18 protein-coding genes are annotated in these 16,734 nt (G+C 73.9%); 7 read left to right on the top strand and 11 right to left on the bottom strand.

The genetic code is table 11. From position 1 onward, the window contains the following. The first annotated feature begins 30 nt into the window (after positions 1-30). The gene (locus tag QSK20_RS02945; RefSeq protein WP_285786967.1) at positions 31-960 is read left to right on the top strand and encodes an ROK family protein; all 930 of its coding nucleotides are present in this window, start codon (positions 31-33) and stop codon (positions 958-960) included. 136 nt (positions 961-1,096) lie between these two features. Here QSK20_RS02945 and QSK20_RS02940 read toward each other — a convergent pair whose 3' ends face one another. From QSK20_RS02940 to QSK20_RS02930, 3 genes are all read right to left on the bottom strand, one after another. Beyond that, complete coding sequence (locus QSK20_RS02940; RefSeq protein WP_285786966.1) at positions 1,097-2,002, bottom strand: helix-turn-helix domain-containing protein; 906 nt, start codon at positions 2,000-2,002, stop codon at positions 1,097-1,099. 41 nt (positions 2,003-2,043) lie between these two features. Then, complete coding sequence (locus QSK20_RS02935) at positions 2,044-2,760, bottom strand: class I SAM-dependent methyltransferase (protein ID WP_285786965.1); 717 nt, start codon at positions 2,758-2,760, stop codon at positions 2,044-2,046. A gap of 124 nt (positions 2,761-2,884) precedes the next feature. Next, positions 2,885-3,163 (bottom strand): hypothetical protein, encoded by a 279-nt coding sequence (locus QSK20_RS02930; protein WP_285786964.1) that lies wholly within the window; start codon positions 3,161-3,163, stop codon positions 2,885-2,887. A 428-nt stretch (positions 3,164-3,591) separates the two neighbouring features. On the opposite strand from QSK20_RS02930, the gene QSK20_RS02925 reads away from it, so the two are divergent. From QSK20_RS02925 to QSK20_RS02915, 3 genes are all read left to right on the top strand, one after another. Beyond that, positions 3,592-4,365 (top strand): helix-turn-helix domain-containing protein, encoded by a 774-nt coding sequence (locus QSK20_RS02925; protein WP_285786963.1) that lies wholly within the window; start codon positions 3,592-3,594, stop codon positions 4,363-4,365. Further along, positions 4,362-4,553, top strand: a complete 192-nt coding sequence (locus tag QSK20_RS02920; RefSeq protein WP_285786962.1) for a DUF397 domain-containing protein — start codon at positions 4,362-4,364, stop codon at positions 4,551-4,553. Before QSK20_RS02925 ends, QSK20_RS02920 begins: the two co-directional genes overlap by 4 nt. Before the next feature lie 141 nt (positions 4,554-4,694). Then, the gene (locus QSK20_RS02915) at positions 4,695-5,456 is read left to right on the top strand and encodes an acetoin reductase (RefSeq protein WP_285786961.1); all 762 of its coding nucleotides are present in this window, start codon (positions 4,695-4,697) and stop codon (positions 5,454-5,456) included. A 98-nt stretch (positions 5,457-5,554) separates the two neighbouring features. On the opposite strand, the gene fabF is transcribed toward QSK20_RS02915, so the two are convergent. The 5 genes from fabF to QSK20_RS02890 all read right to left on the bottom strand — a co-directional run bounded on the left by fabF (position 5,555) and on the right by QSK20_RS02890 (position 10,600). Beyond that, a complete protein-coding gene (fabF, locus tag QSK20_RS02910) occupies positions 5,555-6,781 on the bottom strand; it encodes a beta-ketoacyl-ACP synthase II (RefSeq protein WP_285786960.1) in 1,227 nt (408 codons plus the stop codon). A 2-nt stretch (positions 6,782-6,783) separates the two neighbouring features. After that, on the bottom strand, positions 6,784-7,023 hold the full coding sequence (locus QSK20_RS02905) for an acyl carrier protein (RefSeq protein WP_088982708.1): 240 nt from the start codon (positions 7,021-7,023) through the stop codon (positions 6,784-6,786). A 118-nt stretch (positions 7,024-7,141) separates the two neighbouring features. Then, positions 7,142-8,086: a beta-ketoacyl-ACP synthase III gene (locus QSK20_RS02900; RefSeq protein WP_088982709.1), complete on the bottom strand. Its 945-nt coding sequence runs from the start codon at positions 8,084-8,086 to the stop codon at positions 7,142-7,144. Beyond that, on the bottom strand, positions 8,083-9,258 hold the full coding sequence (locus QSK20_RS02895; protein ID WP_285786959.1) for an acyltransferase domain-containing protein: 1,176 nt from the start codon (positions 9,256-9,258) through the stop codon (positions 8,083-8,085). The genes QSK20_RS02900 and QSK20_RS02895 overlap by 4 nt, the downstream gene beginning before the upstream one ends. 115 nt (positions 9,259-9,373) lie before the next feature. Beyond that, complete coding sequence (locus tag QSK20_RS02890; protein ID WP_285786958.1) at positions 9,374-10,600, bottom strand: PucR family transcriptional regulator; 1,227 nt, start codon at positions 10,598-10,600, stop codon at positions 9,374-9,376. Positions 10,601-10,666: 66 nt separating this feature from the next. Between QSK20_RS02890 and QSK20_RS02885 the strand changes: the two genes are divergently transcribed. Together QSK20_RS02885 and QSK20_RS02880 are read left to right on the top strand one after the other, a co-directional pair. Then, positions 10,667-11,299, top strand: a complete 633-nt coding sequence (locus tag QSK20_RS02885) for a phosphatase PAP2 family protein (RefSeq protein ID WP_285786957.1) — start codon at positions 10,667-10,669, stop codon at positions 11,297-11,299. Positions 11,300-11,616: 317 nt separating this feature from the next. Further along, positions 11,617-11,943 carry a hypothetical protein gene (locus QSK20_RS02880; RefSeq protein WP_285786956.1) on the top strand — a complete coding sequence of 109 codons (327 nt, stop codon included), beginning with the start codon at positions 11,617-11,619 and terminating at the stop codon, positions 11,941-11,943. A gap of 147 nt (positions 11,944-12,090) precedes the next feature. Here QSK20_RS02880 and QSK20_RS02875 read toward each other — a convergent pair whose 3' ends face one another. Next, positions 12,091-12,732, bottom strand: coding sequence for a hypothetical protein (locus tag QSK20_RS02875; protein ID WP_502888828.1), 642 nt, complete (start codon positions 12,730-12,732; stop codon positions 12,091-12,093). 225 nt (positions 12,733-12,957) lie between these two features. On the opposite strand from QSK20_RS02875, the gene QSK20_RS02870 reads away from it, so the two are divergent. Further along, a complete protein-coding gene (locus QSK20_RS02870; protein WP_285786955.1) occupies positions 12,958-13,572 on the top strand; it encodes a copper resistance CopC family protein in 615 nt (204 codons plus the stop codon). Positions 13,573-13,747: 175 nt separating this feature from the next. Here QSK20_RS02870 and gltX read toward each other — a convergent pair whose 3' ends face one another. Continuing rightward, positions 13,748-15,157 carry a glutamate--tRNA ligase gene (gene gltX, locus QSK20_RS02865; protein WP_285786954.1) on the bottom strand — a complete coding sequence of 470 codons (1,410 nt, stop codon included), beginning with the start codon at positions 15,155-15,157 and terminating at the stop codon, positions 13,748-13,750. 187 nt (positions 15,158-15,344) lie between these two features. Further along, a complete protein-coding gene (locus tag QSK20_RS02860; protein ID WP_285786953.1) occupies positions 15,345-16,616 on the bottom strand; it encodes an MFS transporter in 1,272 nt (423 codons plus the stop codon). Positions 16,617-16,734: the final 118 nt, after the last annotated feature.

Here is a 16,734-nt window from a genome sequence, read left to right as displayed (position 1 = left end):
TCCCGTCCTGTCGACCGGAGGGTGTGACCGGTGAGTGTTGGATTGTCCGGTCGAGCGGCCCAGCCCGCGCCGGTGGCCGGTGACCGGGCGGTGCTGCTCGGCATCGACTTCGGCGGCACCAAGATGGCCGTCGGGGTGGCCGACGGGCAGGGCCGGCTCCTGGTCCGCGAGCGCGTTCCCACCCACGCCGAGCAGGGTGCCCCACAGGCCCTGGACCGGGCGCTGGCGCTGGCCGCGAAACTGGTGGCGCAGGTCGGCGGCCCGGTCGCGGCGGCCGGCGTGGCCTCGCCCGGCGTGATCCGGCCCGACGGTATCGACCTGGCCCCGAACGTGCCCGGCTGGGACCGGCTGCGGCTGGCCGACGCCGTCCGCGACCGGTTCGGCGTGCCGGCGGTGGCGGTCGACAACGACCTGAACGCCGCCGCCCTGGCCGAACTGCGCCTCGGCGCGCTGCGCGACGTCGATCCCGGGCTGGTGGTCGGCATCGGCACCGGCGTCGCGGCGGCGGTCACCGTGGGCGGCCGGGTGGTCGCCGGCCACCGGGGCGCGGCCGGCGAGATCGGGTACGCCGTGGCCGGTGGCCCCTGGCCGGGCAGCATGCTGGAACTCAACTTCTCCGGCCGGGCGCTGGACCGGCTCGCCGACGAGCAGGGGGTGCCGGGCGGCGCGGCCGGGCTGGCCGCCGCCGCCGCGCGTCCCGGCCCGGCCCGGGAGGCGCTCACCGCCCGGGTCGACGAGTTCGCCCGTCACCTGGCCACCTGCTGCCTGCTGCTCGACCCGCAGCGGGTGGTGCTGGTCGGCGGGGTGTCCGGCAGCGACCTGATCCGGGGTCTGCTGACCGAGCGGCTCGGCGCGGTGCTGCCGTACCGGCCGGAGGTGGTGCTCTCCCGGTTCGCCGACGACGCCGCCCTGCACGGCGCGGTGATCCTCGCCCGCGAGGCGGTGCCCGCGTCCCGCTGAGCCGGTTCTGATCGACTCCGTTTCGCCGAAACGGTGGCCTCCAGGGTTCTGGACGGCCCCACCTCGCCGAAACGGAGTCGATCAGGGTGCCCCGGCGCGGCACGGCGCGGCGCGACCCGGCGCGTCCCGCTTCCGGTCAGCTGGCGGCGCGCAGCGCCTGGATCAGCCACTCCACCGCCGGCACCGCCGGCGGGAACGGCGGCCGTCGGTGCAGCACCCCGACCAGCTGCCAGTACCGCTCCACCCGCCGGTCGGTGAAGGTGGACATCCGGTCGGCCAACGCGGCCCGCTGCCCGGCGGAGAGTCCCGGGTCGACGATGCGGTCGACGATCTCCCGGGCGGCGGGGGAGTCCGGGGCGATGCCGGCGGCGAGGGCGTCCCGGGCCGGGGTGACGTCCGGCATCGGCTCCGCCGGGGTGCCCTCCCCGGCCGCCCCGGCCACCGCCATCTCCCGGGTCCGCTGGCGGAACGTCGGATCGCCCACCAGTTCGGCCAGCTCCACCCAGGCGTCCACCTCCTCGTCGGTGGGGTCGTCGGGCAGGTCGGCCGGGATCGCCCCCCGCATCGCCGCGCCGATGCCGCCGGCGGAGGAGTCCGGGTCGATGCCGGCGAACACCTCGGTCACGAAGTCGTCGATGATCTGCTGCCGCTCCCGGGCGGAGAGGCGGGCCAGGTCGTGCATGAGTCTCAACTCCTCGGTTGTGCTTCCGCGACGGACGACCGACCGCAGCACGGCCCGGCGCAGACGTAGCGTCCGGATCTCGACGTCCAGCGCCCGGACGTGTGCCCGTGCCACGTCCGTGACACCGGTCTGCCGGTCCAGGATCCGCCGGACGTCGTCCAGACCGACGCCGAGGTCACGCAGGGTCCGCAGCAGTTCCAACCGGGCCACGGCCTCGGCGTCGTAGAGGCGGTAGCCGCCACCGGACCGGGTGGTCGGCGGCAGCAGCCCCTCATCCGACCAGAACCGGATGGTGCGTACGGTCAGGCCGGTGCGATCGGAGAGCTGTCCGATGGTGAACAGCTCGGTACGGTCGTCCACGGACACAGCGTGCAGCCTCCAGCCGGTGGAGACTCAAGTCCTCAACCGTCGGCCGGGCGGTGGGCGCGCAGCATCAGCGACACCCCGGGCAGCCCCTTCACCGGCAGGTACCGTTCGGCGGTGACCACCGCCCGCAGTCCGAGGTTGACCACGGCGGGCAGGTCGCCCAGGTCGCTGCCGGTGGAGGTGCGCCGCCGCCACGCGGCGACCGGCCGGAGCAGCACGTTCCAGCTCCACAACTCGTCGACCACCAGCCCGGCCTTCTCCACCGTCGCCCGCAGCGACTCCCGGTCGTAGCGGCGGACGTGCCCGACCGCCACGTCGTGCGCCGACCAGAGCCGCATGTCGCAGGGTACGGCGATCAGCGCGGTGCCGCCCGGCCGCAGCGTCCGGCGGATCTCGGCGGCGGCGAGGTGGTCGGCGTCGACGTGTTCGAGGATGTCGAAGGCGACCACCAGGTCCAGACCGGCCGAGGCGACCGGCAGGTGCCGGGCGTCCGCCCGGATCACGTCCAGCCCACGTTCCCGGGCCACCTCCGCGCCGTCCACGCTGAACTCCAGCGCCACCGGTCGCCAGCCGTACGCCCGCAGCACCCGGGTGTTGCCGCCGCCGGCCGCGCCGACGTCCAACGCCCGACCGGGGCGCTGCCCCGAGGCGGCGAGCCGGCGCAGTGCCCGCCCCAGCAGCGCGCGGCGCTCGCGGTACCACCAGTGGGTGTCCTCGAGCGCGGCGAGCTTGCGGATCTCGGTCGCTTCCACGCGTACTCCTCGCAGATCGGGCGACCCTCACCCTATCCACGCCGGCCCGCGCCTCCACCCGGCTCGCGCCGAGTTGGTAGCAGGGGCCCCCTACAGGTGATTTTTGCACTGCAAGGTGCCCCTGCTACCAACGCGGCGGAGCGCGATGCGGACGGCTGGCCCAGCGCAGGAAGCGGCGGAACAGCTCGGCCGGTGCCGGCGGTTCCGCCGGGTGCAGTGCCCGCAGGTCCGCGTCGGCGTCGAGCATCAGCGCAGCGAGGAACAGGCAGAGTCCGACCCGGTCCCCGGCGTACGCCCGCAGCAGCGCCTCCCGCGCCGCCGGGCAGGGCCAGGCGGTCAGGCAGACCCGGCACAGCCAGAGCGGGCGCAACGGCGGATGTGGCCGGCGGTCGGGTCGGTCCATGGCATCTCCTCCCAGGTGGACCCCGGGCGGCGGTCCGGTGGGCCCGCACCCTCGCTGGCCTGCCGGTGGTCGCCCGCTGGTCCGTTCGATGGCCTGCCGGTGGTCGCCCGCTGGTCCGTTCGATGGCCTGCCGGTGGTCGCCCGCTGGCCTGCCCCGGGGACCGCCGGGACCGGGCCGCCCGGGGATCGGTCGTGGCCGGTGTGGGGGCCGCCCCCGGGGAAGGCCCGGCGGTCGCCACGGCCGGGGGAGGGCCGGGCGGTCGCCGCAGCCGGGGCGGCCCCCGCGCTGATCCGGCCGCCGGGCGACGCCTCCACCAGCCGAATCGCGTGTCTCCACCCTGGACTTCGCCGCCGTCGGGGTCGAGGATGGCGGGACGCACACGACGGCTGGTGACGAGAGGACCGCAGACGGTGAGGGTCGGTGAGTGGTGAGCACGTATCTCGCCCTGGTCATGAAGCACGCCCGGGGCGCCCGGGGGCTGACGCAGGAGCAGACCGCCGAGGCGGTGCACGTCTCCGGTTCGCTGATCGCGATGTTCGAGACCGGCCGGCGGATTCCGCACCCGGACACCGCCAAGGCGCTCGACGGGCTGCTGGAGACCGGTGACCTGATCGTCAAGATGGCGGCCGAGGCCCGCCGGGACGCGCAGCCCCGGTGGTTCCGGCCGTGGGCGGAGGTGGAGCGGGAGGCCACCTCGCTGCGCTGCTTCCAGCCCGCCATCGTCCCGGGCCTGCTCCAGACCGAGGGGTACGCTCGCGCGGCGCTCGCCAGTGGCCTGCACGTGCCCGGAAAGGTGGAGGAGCACGTCACCTTCCGGCTGGAACGGCAGGCGCTGCTCGACCGGACCGAGCCGCCGCTGACCACGTTCGTGGTCGACGAGGCGGCGCTGCGCCGGGGCGAACCCACCGTCCTGAAGGAGCAGTTGCTGCACCTCGCCGAGATCGGGCTGCGGGCCCGGGTCTACGTCCACGTGGTGCCGTTCGGCTCGGGCCCCTACATCGGACAGTCCGGGCCGTTCACCATCGCCGCCACCGGCGGCGGCGAGCACCTGGCCTTCCTGGAGGACCAGTTGGAGGGGCGGGTGGTGGCCGACCCGAAGCAGGTTTCCGCGTTGGAGCGGGCGTGGGATGCTGTCCGCGCGGTCGCCCTGCCCCGCGACCAGTCCAGAGACCTGATCCTGAAGCAGGTGAACGAGCTGTGAGCACCGCGCATCCCGTCTGGCGGACGGCCACCCGGAGCAACACCAACGGCGGCGAATGCGTCGAGGTCGCCGACAACCTGCCCGGCGTCGTCCTCGTTCGGGACAGCAAGGACCGCGACGGCGGCACCCTGGCCGTCGACCGCGACGCGTGGCGGGCGTTCGTCGCCCACGCCCGCGCCACCGGCTGATCCCGCACCCGCGCCCGGCCGGGGCCGGCCAGGGACGGGTGCGTGCAGAGGAGCTGGATTCAGGAGAAAACGCCCACCGCTTGCCGGTCGACGTCTACGCTCCAAGGCACCAAGGGGGCGATTATGGGCATTCAGGGCAAAGTGGCGCTCGTTACGGGAGCAGGACGGGGGATCGGCCGGGCGATCGCCCTGCGGCTGGCGGACGACGGCGCCGACGTGGCCGTGAACGACGTCTGGGCCGAGGGGGCCGAGGCGGTGGCCGACGAGATCCGGGCACGGGGCCGACGGTCGGTCGCGGTGCCTGCGGACGTCAGCGACCGGGACGCCGTCCACGAGATGGTGGCGAAGGTCGCGGACGACCTCGGTCGCGTCGACGTCATGGTCTCCAACGCCGGCATGGCGCAGATCAAGCCACTGACCGAGGTGACCGCCCAGGACCTGGAACCCCTGTTCCGGCTGAACGTCTTCGGCGTCGTCTACTGCCTCCAGGCCGCCGTGGCGCAGATGCGGAAACAGGGCGGCGGCGGAAAGATCGTCAACGCCGCTTCGATCGCCGGGCACGACGCGTTCGACTACCTCGGCGCGTACTCGGCGACGAAGTTCGCGGTGATCGGCATCACCCAGGCGGCGGCGAAGGAACTGGCGCAGTTCGGGATCACCGTCAACGCCTACTGTCCGGGGATCGTCGGCACCGACATGTGGGACGTCATCGACCAGAAGCTCAGCGGCTACCTCGGCCTCCAGAAGGGCGAGGCGCTCAAGAAGTACGCGGGCGGGATCCCGCTCGGCCGGGTCCAGACCCCGGAGGACGTCGCCGCCTTCGTCTCCTACCTGGCCGGCCCCGACTCGGACTACATGACCGGCCAGTCCGTGATGATCGACGGCGGCCTGGTCATGCGCTGACGGCCGGGCCACAGGGCACGGGAAGGCCCCGCTGTCGCGGACGACAGCGGGGCCGGAACCTACCGGGCGAACGGGGCGTCGCCGTGAACGCGGTGACCTCAGGCCCGCGTGAAGACGAGGGCCACGTTGTGCCCGCCGAAGCCGAACGAGTTGTTCAACGCCGCCGGGATGTCCATGTGACGCGCCTTGTTGGCGGCCACCTCGAGGTCGAGACCGTCGTCCGGGTCGTCCAGGTTGATGGTCGGCGGCACCACGCCGTCGCGGATCGCGAGGATGGTGGCGATCGACTCCAGCGCCCCGGCCGCTCCGAGCAGGTGTCCCGTCATCGACTTGGTCGCGGTGAGCACGGGGTGGTCACCGATCGCCTTGTGCAGCGCCACCACCTCGGCCATGTCCCCGACGGGAGTGGAGGTGGCGTGCGCGTTGACGTGCACGATGTCCTGCCGGGCCACGTCGGCGTCGGCGATCGCCTTGCCGATGGCCCGGATCGCGCCCGCGCCCTCCGGGTGCGGCTGGACGATGTCGTACCCGTCGGAGGTGATGCCGGCCCCGGCGAGCCGGGCGTAGACCCGGGCACCGCGCGCGGCGGCGTGGTCGGCGCGTTCCAGCACGACCACGCCGGCGCCCTCGCCGAGGACGAAGCCGTCACGGCCCTTGTCCCACGGTCGGGAGGCACGTTCCGGATCGTCGTTACGGGTGGACATGGCCCGCATGGAGGCGAAGCCGGCCATCGGCAGCGGGTGGATGACCGCCTCGGTGCCGCCTGCCACCACCACGTCGGCCCTGCCGGAACGGATGATGTCCAGACCGAGGGCGATGGCCTCCGCGCCGGTGGCGCAGGCGCTGGCGACCGCGTGTACGCCGGCCTGCGCGCCCAGCTCCAGTCCCACCCAGGCGGCGGGGCCGTTCGGCATCAGCATCGGCACGGTGTGCGGAGAGACCCGCCGGGGGCCGGACGCCTCCAGGATGTCGTCCTGGTTGAGCAGCGTCACCGCGCCACCGATGCCGGAGCCGACGCTCACGCCCAGCCGCTCCGGGTCGAGCCCGGAGTCGGCCAGGCCGGCGTCCGCCCAGGCCTGGTGCGCGGCGATCAGGGCGATCGCCTCGGACCGGTCCAACCGGCGCAGCTTCACCCTGTCCAGCAGGCCGGCCGGGTCGACCGCGAGCTGCGCGGCGATCCGGACCGGCATCTGCTCGGCCCACTCCTGGGTGAGCGCACTCACCCCGGAGCGGCCCGCGAGCATGGCGTCCCAGGTCGACGTGACGTCCCCGCCCAGCGGGGTCGTCGCGCCGAGCCCGGTGACGACGACGTCGGTGCGACTCATGATCAGGACTGCGCCTCGATGTAGCTGACGGCGTCACCCACGGTCTTCAGGTTCTGCACCTCGTTGTCCGGGATCTTGACGCCGAACTTCTCCTCCGCCGCCACCACGACCTCGACCATGGAGAGCGAGTCGACGTCGAGGTCGTCGGTGAACGACTTCCCCTCGGCCACCTCGTTCTGGTCCACCCCGGCCACCTCGTCGAGGATCTCGGCGAGGCCGGCGGTGATCTCTTCACGGGTCATTGCGCTGTGTTTCCTCTCATAGGGTTGTACACGCCCGGCGGCGGTACGAGCCGGGCGGGAACGGCACGGTCGGACCGCGCCGGACTTCAGGGGCAGCGCGGGCGGACCCGCGCCGGCCTCAGGGGCAGCGGACGACCTGACCGGCGTAGGTCAGGCCACCGCCGAAACCGAACAGCAGCACCGGGGCGCCCGAGGGCACCTCCCGCCGCTCGACCAGCTTGGACAGGGCCAGCGGCACGCTCGCCGCCGAGGTGTTGCCGGACTCGACGATGTCCTTGGCGATGACCGCGTCCGGGATGCCCAGCCGTCGGGCGATGCCGTCGATGATCCGGGCGTTGGCCTGGTGCGGCACGAAGGCGGCCAGCTCCTCCGGGCGTACGCCGGCCCGCTCGCAGGCCTGGAGCGCCAGCGGGGCCAGTTCGGTGGTCGCCCAGCGGAAGACCGCCTGCCCCTCCTGCGCGACGTACGGACGCCAGCCCTCGATCCGGACCGCGTCGCCCTTCTCGGGGACCGAGCCCCACACCACCGGACCGACTCCGGACGGCTCACCCTCGGCGGTGGCGGTGACCACCGCCGCGCCCGCCCCGTCGGCGAAGATGATGCAGGTCGAGCGGTCCGTCCAGTCGACGAAGTCGGAGAGCTTCTCCGCGCCGATGACCAGCGCGTTGCGCGAGGCACCGGCCCGGATGGCGTGGTCGACGGTGCCCAGCGCGTACGCGAAGCCCGAGCAGGCGGTGTTCAGGTCGAACGCGCCCGGCGCGTTGATGCCCAGGCGGGCGGCGACCCGGCAGGCGACGTTCGGGCTGCGGTCGATCGACGTGCAGGTGGCCACCACCACGAGGTCGATGTCGGCGGCGGTGAGCCCGGAGTTCGCCAGCGCCTTGTCGGCGGCGGCGGAGGCCATGTCGGCCACCGTCTCGCCGTCGGCGATCCGGCGGCTGACGATGCCCACCCGGTCGCGGATCCACTCGTCGTTGGTCTCCACGAGCTGGGCGATCTCGTCGTTGGTCACCACCCGCGAGGGCTGGTAGTGACCGAGGGAAAGGATCCGGCTTCCGCTCACGGTTGGAGTCCTCCGATACGGACGAGCGGCTGGCCCGGGGCGACCGGGTCGTCGTGGTGGGCGAGCCACTCGGTGAGCAGCCCGCTGGCGTGCGCGGCCACCTCGACCGGCCCCTGCCGGGTCGAGACGTGCCCGATGACCTGGCCGGTCCCGACGGTCCCGCCCTCGGCGAGGCCCTCGGCCGGCGCGAAGGTGCCGGCCACGGGCGCGACCACCACGCGGAACGGGGTGGTCGGCTCGTGGCGGGGTGCGGTGCCGTGCCGGGCGATCAGGTCACGGGCGGCCGGCAGGTCGTCCGGGGTGTTCAGGGTGACGATCTCGGGCAGCGCGTCGGAGCCCTTGTACTCCCGCTTGATGAGGTTGTTCAGGGTGCCGGCCGGAGGCAGCTCGATCACCCCGGTCACCCCGAGGTCGACCAGGGTCGCCATGCAGAGGTCCCAGCGGACCGGGGCGGTGACCTGGCGGACGAGGCGCTGCACCATCTCCCGGCCGTGCGGCACGGCGGTGCCGTCGAGGTTGGAGAGCAGGAGCCGGTCCGGACTCCGGACGGTGATCCCGGCGGCGACGGCGGCGAGCGCGGCCTCGGCCGGGGCCATGTACGGGGTGTGGAACGCCCCGGCAACCTTGAGCCGCATGATCCGGGCCTTGGTCGGCGGCTCGGCGGCGAGCTTCTCGATCCCCTCGGTCGCCCCGGCGGCCACCACCTGACCGGTGGCGTTGCGGTTGGCCGGGTGCAGCCCGTGCTTCTCGACGGCGGCGAGCACCTCGTCGGCGTCCCCGCCGAGCACCGCCGCCATGCCGGTCGGCTCCAGCGCGCAGGCCGCCGCCATCTCCCGGCCGCGCACACCCGCCAGGGCGATCGCGGCCTCGGCCGGGAGCACCCCGGCCAGCGCCGCCGCGGCCAGCTCGCCGACGCTGTGGCCGGCGGTGAGCCCGACGCCACCCATCGGCAGGTGCTCTGCGGCCAGCAGCGATGCCGCGACCAGCAGCGGCTGGGTGCGGGCGGTGTCCTTGATCTCGTCCGCGTCGGCCGCGGTGCCGAGGTGGACCAGATCGACGCCGGAGAGCGCCGACCACCACCGTAGCCGTGTCTCGGTGCCGTGCAGGTCGAGCCACGGAGTCAGGAAGCCGGGCTTCTGCGAACCCTGGCCTGGGGAGAGTACGGCGAGCACGCCTATGACTCTGTCTGAATCTTGGCGGCCGTGCGTTGTCGGCAGGCACCAAACCGCACTAGAACATTTGGAGGGATCCTACAAAAAGCCCGGGTCGGAGGCCTCCCGGACCCGGTCAACGCTCCTCGCCGCGCCCACCGCCGGGCGGCGCCGGGAGCACCGGTGTGACCGGGTCCAACCGGCCGACGGTCAACGCCACCTGGAGGGCGAAGGCACCCCGGGGGAGCAACGGGGACAGACCGGTCACCTCGGCGATCCGGCGCAACCGGTACCGCACGGTGTTCGGGTGTACGAAGAGGGTGCGCGCCGTGCTCTCCAACACCCCGCCCGAGGCGAAGAACGCGTCCAGGGTCTCCAGCAGCTCGCCCCCGGCGCGCACCAGGGTCGCGTAGTAGTCCTGCCGTAACCGTCGGCGGGCCTCGGCGTCCCCGGCCAGCGCCCGTTCCGGCAGCAGGGCGGCGGCCTCCACCGGACGCGGCGCGGCCGGCCAGGCCGGAGCCGCCCGGTACCCGGCGAGCGCCGACCGCGCCGACTCGGTCGCCTCGTCCAGGCTCGGCACGGCGGGACCGACCACCACCGGCCCGTCGCCGAACGCCGGCAGCAGCTTCTCGGTGGCCGCCAACGGGTCGGCCGCGCCGCCGAGCACCACCACCAGCCGGTCGCCGTGCACCCCGCCGATCACCCCGACGCGGATCCGCCGGGCCAGCCGGTAGACGGTGTGCAGCACGGCGGCCACCTCCCCGCCCGGCGAGCGACCCACCGCCACCGCCACCGGGGGCGCGTCCGCCCAGCCCAGCGCGGCGGCCCGGCTGGCCAGCACGTCCGAGGAGTCACCGCGCAGCAGCGCGTCCACCAGCAGGGCCTGGAGCCGGGCGTCCCAGTTTCCGCGCACCTCGGCGGCCCGCGCGTACGCCCGCGCGGAGGCGAAGGCGATCTCCCGGGAGAAGCGCAGCACGACCTCCCGCAACTGCTGCTCCTCGCCCTCGGCGGCCAGGTGCGGGACCTGCTCCTCCACCACGTCGATGGTCACCTTGATCAGCGCGACGGTCTGCTGGAGGCTGATCGACCGGGCGAGGGCCTGCGGGGCGATGGCGAAGACCTCGTCGGAGACCTCCTGGGTGCTGTCCGCCCGACCGCCGCCGTCGCGCAGCCACTGCACCAGCGACCGGACGCCGGCCTGGGCGACCAACGTCACCCAGGACCGCTGGTCGGCCGGAAGCGCCCGGAACCAGGGCAGGGTCTCGTCCATCCGGGCCACGCTCGCGGTGGCCAGCGCCCCCGCCGCACGCTCGATCCGGCGCAGCGTGGCCGCCAGTTGCGCACCCCCGGGCTCGGTCCCCACCGTCCTAGCCTGACACGCGCCCCGTCGGCCGCCGCGTCCGTACCCCGCGACGTGCCATCATGGGCGATGATCGCGCGTCCGCCGCTGCTCCTCCCGCTCCTCGCCCTCGCCGCTCTCCTCGCGCTGGCGGTCCCGGTCCTCACCGACTGGGCGCCGCTGGACCGCGCCGACCAGGCGCTCAGCGAGACCTTCCGGGAGTACGGCGACCAGCGCCCCGGACTGGTCTCGGCACTGCGGATCCTCACCGACGTGGCCGCCACGATCCCGTTCCTGGTCGCCGGAGCGGTCGCCGCGCTCGCCCTGCTCGCCCGCCAGCGGCGCGTTCCGGCGGTGTTCTGTGCCGTGGTCACCGTGACCGTGCCGGTGCTCTGGGGGTTGGCGCACTGGCTGCTGCACAACCCCCGCCCGCTGGACGGTTTCGTCACCGTCACCAGCAACGGTTTCCCGAGCGGGCACACCAGCAACGCGGCCGCCGCCGCGCTGGTCGTCGTGCTGCTGGCCTGGCCCCGACTGGGCCGTACCGGACGGCTCGTGACGGTGACGGCGGCCGCCGCGTTCGCGGTGTTCGTCGGCCTGACCCGGGTGGCGTTGCTGGCACACTGGCCCACGGACGTGCTCGGCGGCTGGCTGCTGGCGCTGACCGTCGTGCCGCTCGTCGCGTACGCCGTCCGGCACCGGACCCCCGCCCGCGCGGGCTGACCCCTTCCGGCACAACCCGGCGGCTCGGCGCGGTGGGCCCGCGAACCCTCCCGCGTGGGCCGACCACCACACCGTCGCAGGGATACTCGTCACGCTGGTCGATCGCGGCCTGCCTCCGCCGGGAGCCGGTTCCCGCACGATCACGCGTCGACGGACATTACGCATGCGACGTACCGCCGGACGCGCCCGGCCAGTACGGTGACAGGGCACGGTGCGGCGCGTGGAAGTTCCACGGACGTGATCGCGCGGCCCGCCGCCGGGGGCGTGACCCGGTGACGGGTCGAACAGGGTCCAGGGCGAGCGTGAGGAGACCGGAGATGCCGCACGGGGAGGCCGAGCACGGCTGCGCCCAGGGCGACGCCTGCCGGCCGGGTCACCAGGACCAGCAGACGCCCGGCAAGCACCACACCCACCGCCGGTCACCGATGGGCACCCCGCACCTGGCCGAGCCGGCCGTCCGGCCCGCCGAGGAGGATCCGCCGGTGCCCCGCCAGCGGACCGCCGACTGCGTCGACCCGGAGCCGGCGCGTGCGGCGTCCTGCCGCAGCGACCTGCCGGGCTGGGCCGGCGCGCACCAGCACGGACCGGTCCGGCCGAGCCAGCGCGCGACCCGCCGGGAACGCCCGCCGCGTCGCTGGTGCTGACCGTCGCCACGAGGGCCCGGAACAGCTGATCCGCGGTACGACCGGCCACGACTCGACGACCGGCAGCGCGATGCCCCCGTCAGCAGGACGCCGGTGCTCCCCGGTGGGAACACCCGGCGTCCGATGCATCCGGTGTACGTGTCGGGGTCAGCGGGTGCGGCGCCGGACCAGCAGCGCGATACCGGCCAGCCCGAGCGTGATGACGATCACCACGCCCGCGTTCAACAGCAGCAGGCGCTGCAACTCGCCGAGCGCCTGGTCGATGTCCCGGCCCGGGTCGAGGGACTCCTCCGGGAGCATCCGCTCGCCACCGCCGACCCCGCCGCTCACCGCCTCGACCTGACGGGGCAGGGGCACCCCGGCGGTCCGCAGGGTCTCGGACATGTTGAGCCGGCCGAGGAACCAGGCCGCGTTGCTCTTGGCCGCGTTGGGCTGCTTGGCCGGGCGGTAGGCCCGCGGTCCGCCCTTGGCGAGCGGGTAGAGGTCGAAGGTCTGCTTCGGCTGGTCGCCGGCCAGCACCACGACCGTGTACTTGGGACCGAGGTCGGCCTCCTTCGGGCCCGAGCGCGCGCCGTGGGCACCGAACCAGTTGACCTGGTCGATGACTGCGGTCACGTGGGCCGGGGCGGTGTCGGTCCGCAGCCGTAGCGGCTCGGACAGTCCCTCCCCGGTGATGTCCACTCCGGGGGGCGCGGGCTTGGGCGCGGCGTGCGCCGTCCCGACCGACATCACCGCCACCAGGACCGCCCCGACCGCCGCGACGAGTAGCCGCCTCACCCTCCGGACCACTGCCGCCTCCTCGCCCCGTTTCGATGGATGGCCTTGCTGCGGGTCACGCGCTGACTGGAGATGGCACGAGCACGCCGGGCAGGGCCGGCCGTACTTATCACAGACTCCACCGGCCGTCGTTCGGTTGCAGCTTCCAGAACAGTATTTTGAACTATCTGCGATCTCAGTCCGACTAATGACAGGACGTCTGATCGGTGGGCGGATCGTACCTTTACGGAGGGATGCATGGGGGGCAGGGTCCTACGGCTGGCGGGCTGGCTGGTCACGATCGGCGTGGCACTCGGTCTGTCGCTGTGGTCGGCGGCGCCGGCCGCCGCGCACAACTCGCTGACCGGCAGCACTCCCGCTGACGGCGCACGGTTGGCGCAGGCTCCGACCCGGATCGAGCTGCGTTTCCTCGCCCGGCTCGATCCGAACACGACGAAGATCACAGTAACCGGACCGGACAACGTGCCGGCGTCCCGGGGTGCCCCGACGGTGGACGGCTCCCGGGTGGGCGTGGACTTCGCGCCGGGCGCGGCCGGGCTCTACATCGTCGACTACCAGGTCCGCTCGGCGGACGGCCACCCGGTGCGCGGCGAGATCCGGTTCACCCTGACCATCGGCACCCCGGCCGACCCGTCACCGTCGCCGGCAGTGACCACTCCGGCACCCACGTCGGCCCCGGTCGACCCCGCGCCGTCGACCACAGGTGCCTCCACCGCGCCGGACGCCCAGCCGGCCGCCGGCAGCGGCGACGACGACACACCCGCCTGGCCCTGGGTGGTCGGCGCGATCGTCCTGCTCGCCGCGCTCGTCGCCGGGCTGCTGCTCCGCCGTCGTCCCCGCACCGGCGGCTGACCCGGTCCCTGCCAGCCGCGCCGCCAGGTCTTGGCCAGTCACCGTCCCTGTCAGACGGTGACTGGCCAGGATTCCCGTCGAGAGGACGGCAGGCGGTGGGGGCGGCCTTCTGGGGCAGTACGCGGCCACCGCCCCGTCCGGCGTCATGCGGTCCCGGCGGCTTCCGCGCGTACGGTCAGGGCAGCCGGACCCGGGCGGCGCGCAACCGGGTCAGGGTGCGCTCGTGGCCGAGCACCTCCATCGACTCGAACAGCGGCAGCCCGACGCTACGCCCGGTCACCGCGACCCGGACCGGGGCCTGGGCCTTGCCGAGCTTGAGCCCCCGCTCCGCGCCGACCGCCTCCAGGGTCGACTTGAGCGTCTCCGCGTCCCAGGTCGCCAGCGCCTCGAAGGCGGCGGTGGCGGCGTCCAGCAGCTCGCCCGCGCCCTCCTTCATCGCCTTCGCCCAGGCCGCCTCGTCGACCAGCGGCGAGGCGAGGAAGAGGAAGTCCACGTTCGGCACGATCTCGCTGAGCACCGCGATCCGGGTCTGGGCCAGCGGGGCGACCGCGGCGAAGGCTTCCGCGTCGAACTCCGCGGGCTGCCACGGCGGCGGCGGGATGGTTGCCGTGCCGGTCAGCCACGGCTGGCAGGCGGCGACGAACTCCTCGACCGGCAGCGCGCGGATGTACTCCCCGTTGAACGCGCGCAGCTTCTTCTCGTCGAAGAAGGCGGGGGAGGGGTTCACCTCCTCCAGCCGGAACTCCTCCTCGATCACCGACCACGGGACGATCTCCCGGTCGCCCGAGGGCGCCCAGCCGAGCAGCATCAGGTAGTTGCGCATCGCGTCGGCGAGGTAGCCCTCGTCCCGGTACGCCTCCAGGGCGACCTTGTCGCGGCGCTTGGAGAGCTTCTGCCGCTTCTCGTTCACCACCACCGGCACGTGTGCCCAGACCGGCGGCTTCACGCCGAGCGCGTCCCAGAGGAGCTGCTGCTTGGGGGTGTTCGGCAGGTGCTCCTCGGCGCGGATCACGTGGGTGATCCCCATGGTCATGTCGTCGACCACGTTGGCCAGCAGGAACACCGGCGAGCCGTCGCCCCGGGCGATCACGAAGTCCTCGATCAGCTTGTTCTCGAAGGTGGGCTCACCCCGGATCAGGTCGACCACCCTCGTCGCACCCTCGTCCGGGGTACGGAAGCGCAGCGCCCGCCCGTCACCCGGCCCGAGCCCCCGGTCCCGGCAGAAGCCGTCGTAACCGGCGTACTGCGAGCCGCTGCGGGCCTGCACCGCCTCCCGGGTGCAGTCGCAGTAGTACGCCCGGCCCGACTCGTAGAGACGCCCGGCGGCGGCCCGGTGCTCACCGGCGTTCTGCGACTGGAAGTACGGCCCCTCGTAGGAGCCGCGGGCGATGCCGATCCAGTCCAGCGCCGACAGGATGCCCTCGGTCCACTCCGGCTTGTTGCGGGCCGCGTCGGTGTCCTCGACGCGGAGCACGAACACCCCGCCCTGCTGCTTCGCGTAGATCCAGTTCTGCAGGGCCGACCGGGCACCGCCGACGTGGAACATACCTGTCGGGGAGGGGGCAAAACGCACACGTACCGTCACGCCTTCCAGCGTACGGCTGCTGCGTGTTGGTGGTAGGAGGGGCCCCTTGTTACCGCTTTTTGTCGTGCAGGGGACCCCTGCTACCACCCAGGCCGCAGGCGGCACGGCGAGCACGGCGGGTGCGGCGAGCGCAGCAGGTGCCGGCGGGCACGGCGAGCGCGGCGGGGAGCGGTGTGGGTGGGGCTGGTCAGGGAACGGTGCGGATCTTCAGGACCAGGACGCTGCCGAGCAACGTCACCAGGGCGGTCGCCGCGTACAGCGCCGGGTAGCCGCCGAGGTGCACCACGATCGGCGCGGAGACGGCCGGGCCGAGCACCTGCGGGGCCGAGTTGGCGATGTTGATCACGCCGAGGTCCCGTGCCCGGTTGGTCGCGGCCGGCAGCACCTGCGTGATCAGTGCGGCGTCCACCGACAGGTAGACGCCGTAGCCCGCGCCGAGCAGCGGTGCGGCGGCGACCGCGACCGACCAGACCGGCGCGACGGCGAGCAGCAGCGCCGCGACGCCCATCACCACCCCGGCGGCGATCACGAAGACCTTCCGTCGCCCGGACCGGTCGGACAGCCAACCGGCGACCACGGTGGTGAGGGTCAACCCGGCGGTGTAGAGCAGGATCAGCACCAGCAGCGCGCCGTCCGGGTCGGGGTGACGCACCTCGTCGGTGAGGAAGTACAGCAGGTAGAGCGTGCCCAGCGCGTTGCCGAGCTGGACCAGGAACCGGGTGATCCAGGCCCAGCCGAAGTCGGGGTGGTGTCGCGGGTCGACGGCGGCCAGCAGCGCCCGTGGCCGCAGCGCGGGGCGGTGCGCGCGGGGCAGCGGGTCGTCCGGGGTGAGCAGGGCGAAGGGGAGGGCGAGCACCAGGACGGCCACCGCGACCGCCAAGTAGCCGGCGGCGTTGCCGGTGACCAGCGCGGTCACCAGCAGCACCCCGAGGACCAGTCCGAGCGCCTGGGGAATCCCGACCCATCCGGAGACCGCGCCTCGTTGGGCGACCGGCACCCGGTCCGGCACGGCGGCGGTCAGGCTGGCCAGCATCGCGTTGAAGCAGACCTGGGCGGCGACCCAGCCCATCGTCACGCCGAGGATGGTCTGCTGCCGGGCCAGCAGGACCAGGGCGAGGGCGCCGAGCAGCGCGCCGCCGGCCGTCCACAGGTGCCGGCGGCCGAGGCGTCGGCCGCCGAGCCGGGCGACGGTACGGTCCGACAGCGCGCCGGCCAGCGGGTTGGCCAGCACCGCGGCGAGTGCCCCGACCCCGGTGACCACGGCGAGCATGGTCTCCTTGCCGTCCGGGGCGATCCGTTCGACCTGTTGCGGCAGCAGCACCTGGATCGGGGTGAAGAAGGCCATCCAGACGCCGAGGTTGGCGGCGACGAGCAGGGCGATCCAGCCGCGCCGTACCGGCAGGGTGGGTTCGGCGAGCGCGGCCGGCAGCGATCCGGGGGTCGGGTCGACGGTGCTCACCGTGGTCCGCCGCTCACCACCGCCGGGCCCGGGGGGCCACCCGCACCCGCACCCGCACCCGCCGGGCTCGGGGGCCCACCCACCACCGCCGGACCTGAAGGCGCACGCCCCGCCGCCG

It is taken from the genome of Micromonospora sp. NBRC 101691, from assembly GCF_030269285.1.
In the GTDB taxonomy this organism is placed as follows: Bacteria; Actinomycetota; Actinomycetes; order Mycobacteriales; family Micromonosporaceae; genus Micromonospora; species Micromonospora echinospora.
The sequence above is the reverse complement of the archived record's forward strand: the minus strand, read 5'-3'. Positions and strand labels throughout refer to the sequence as shown.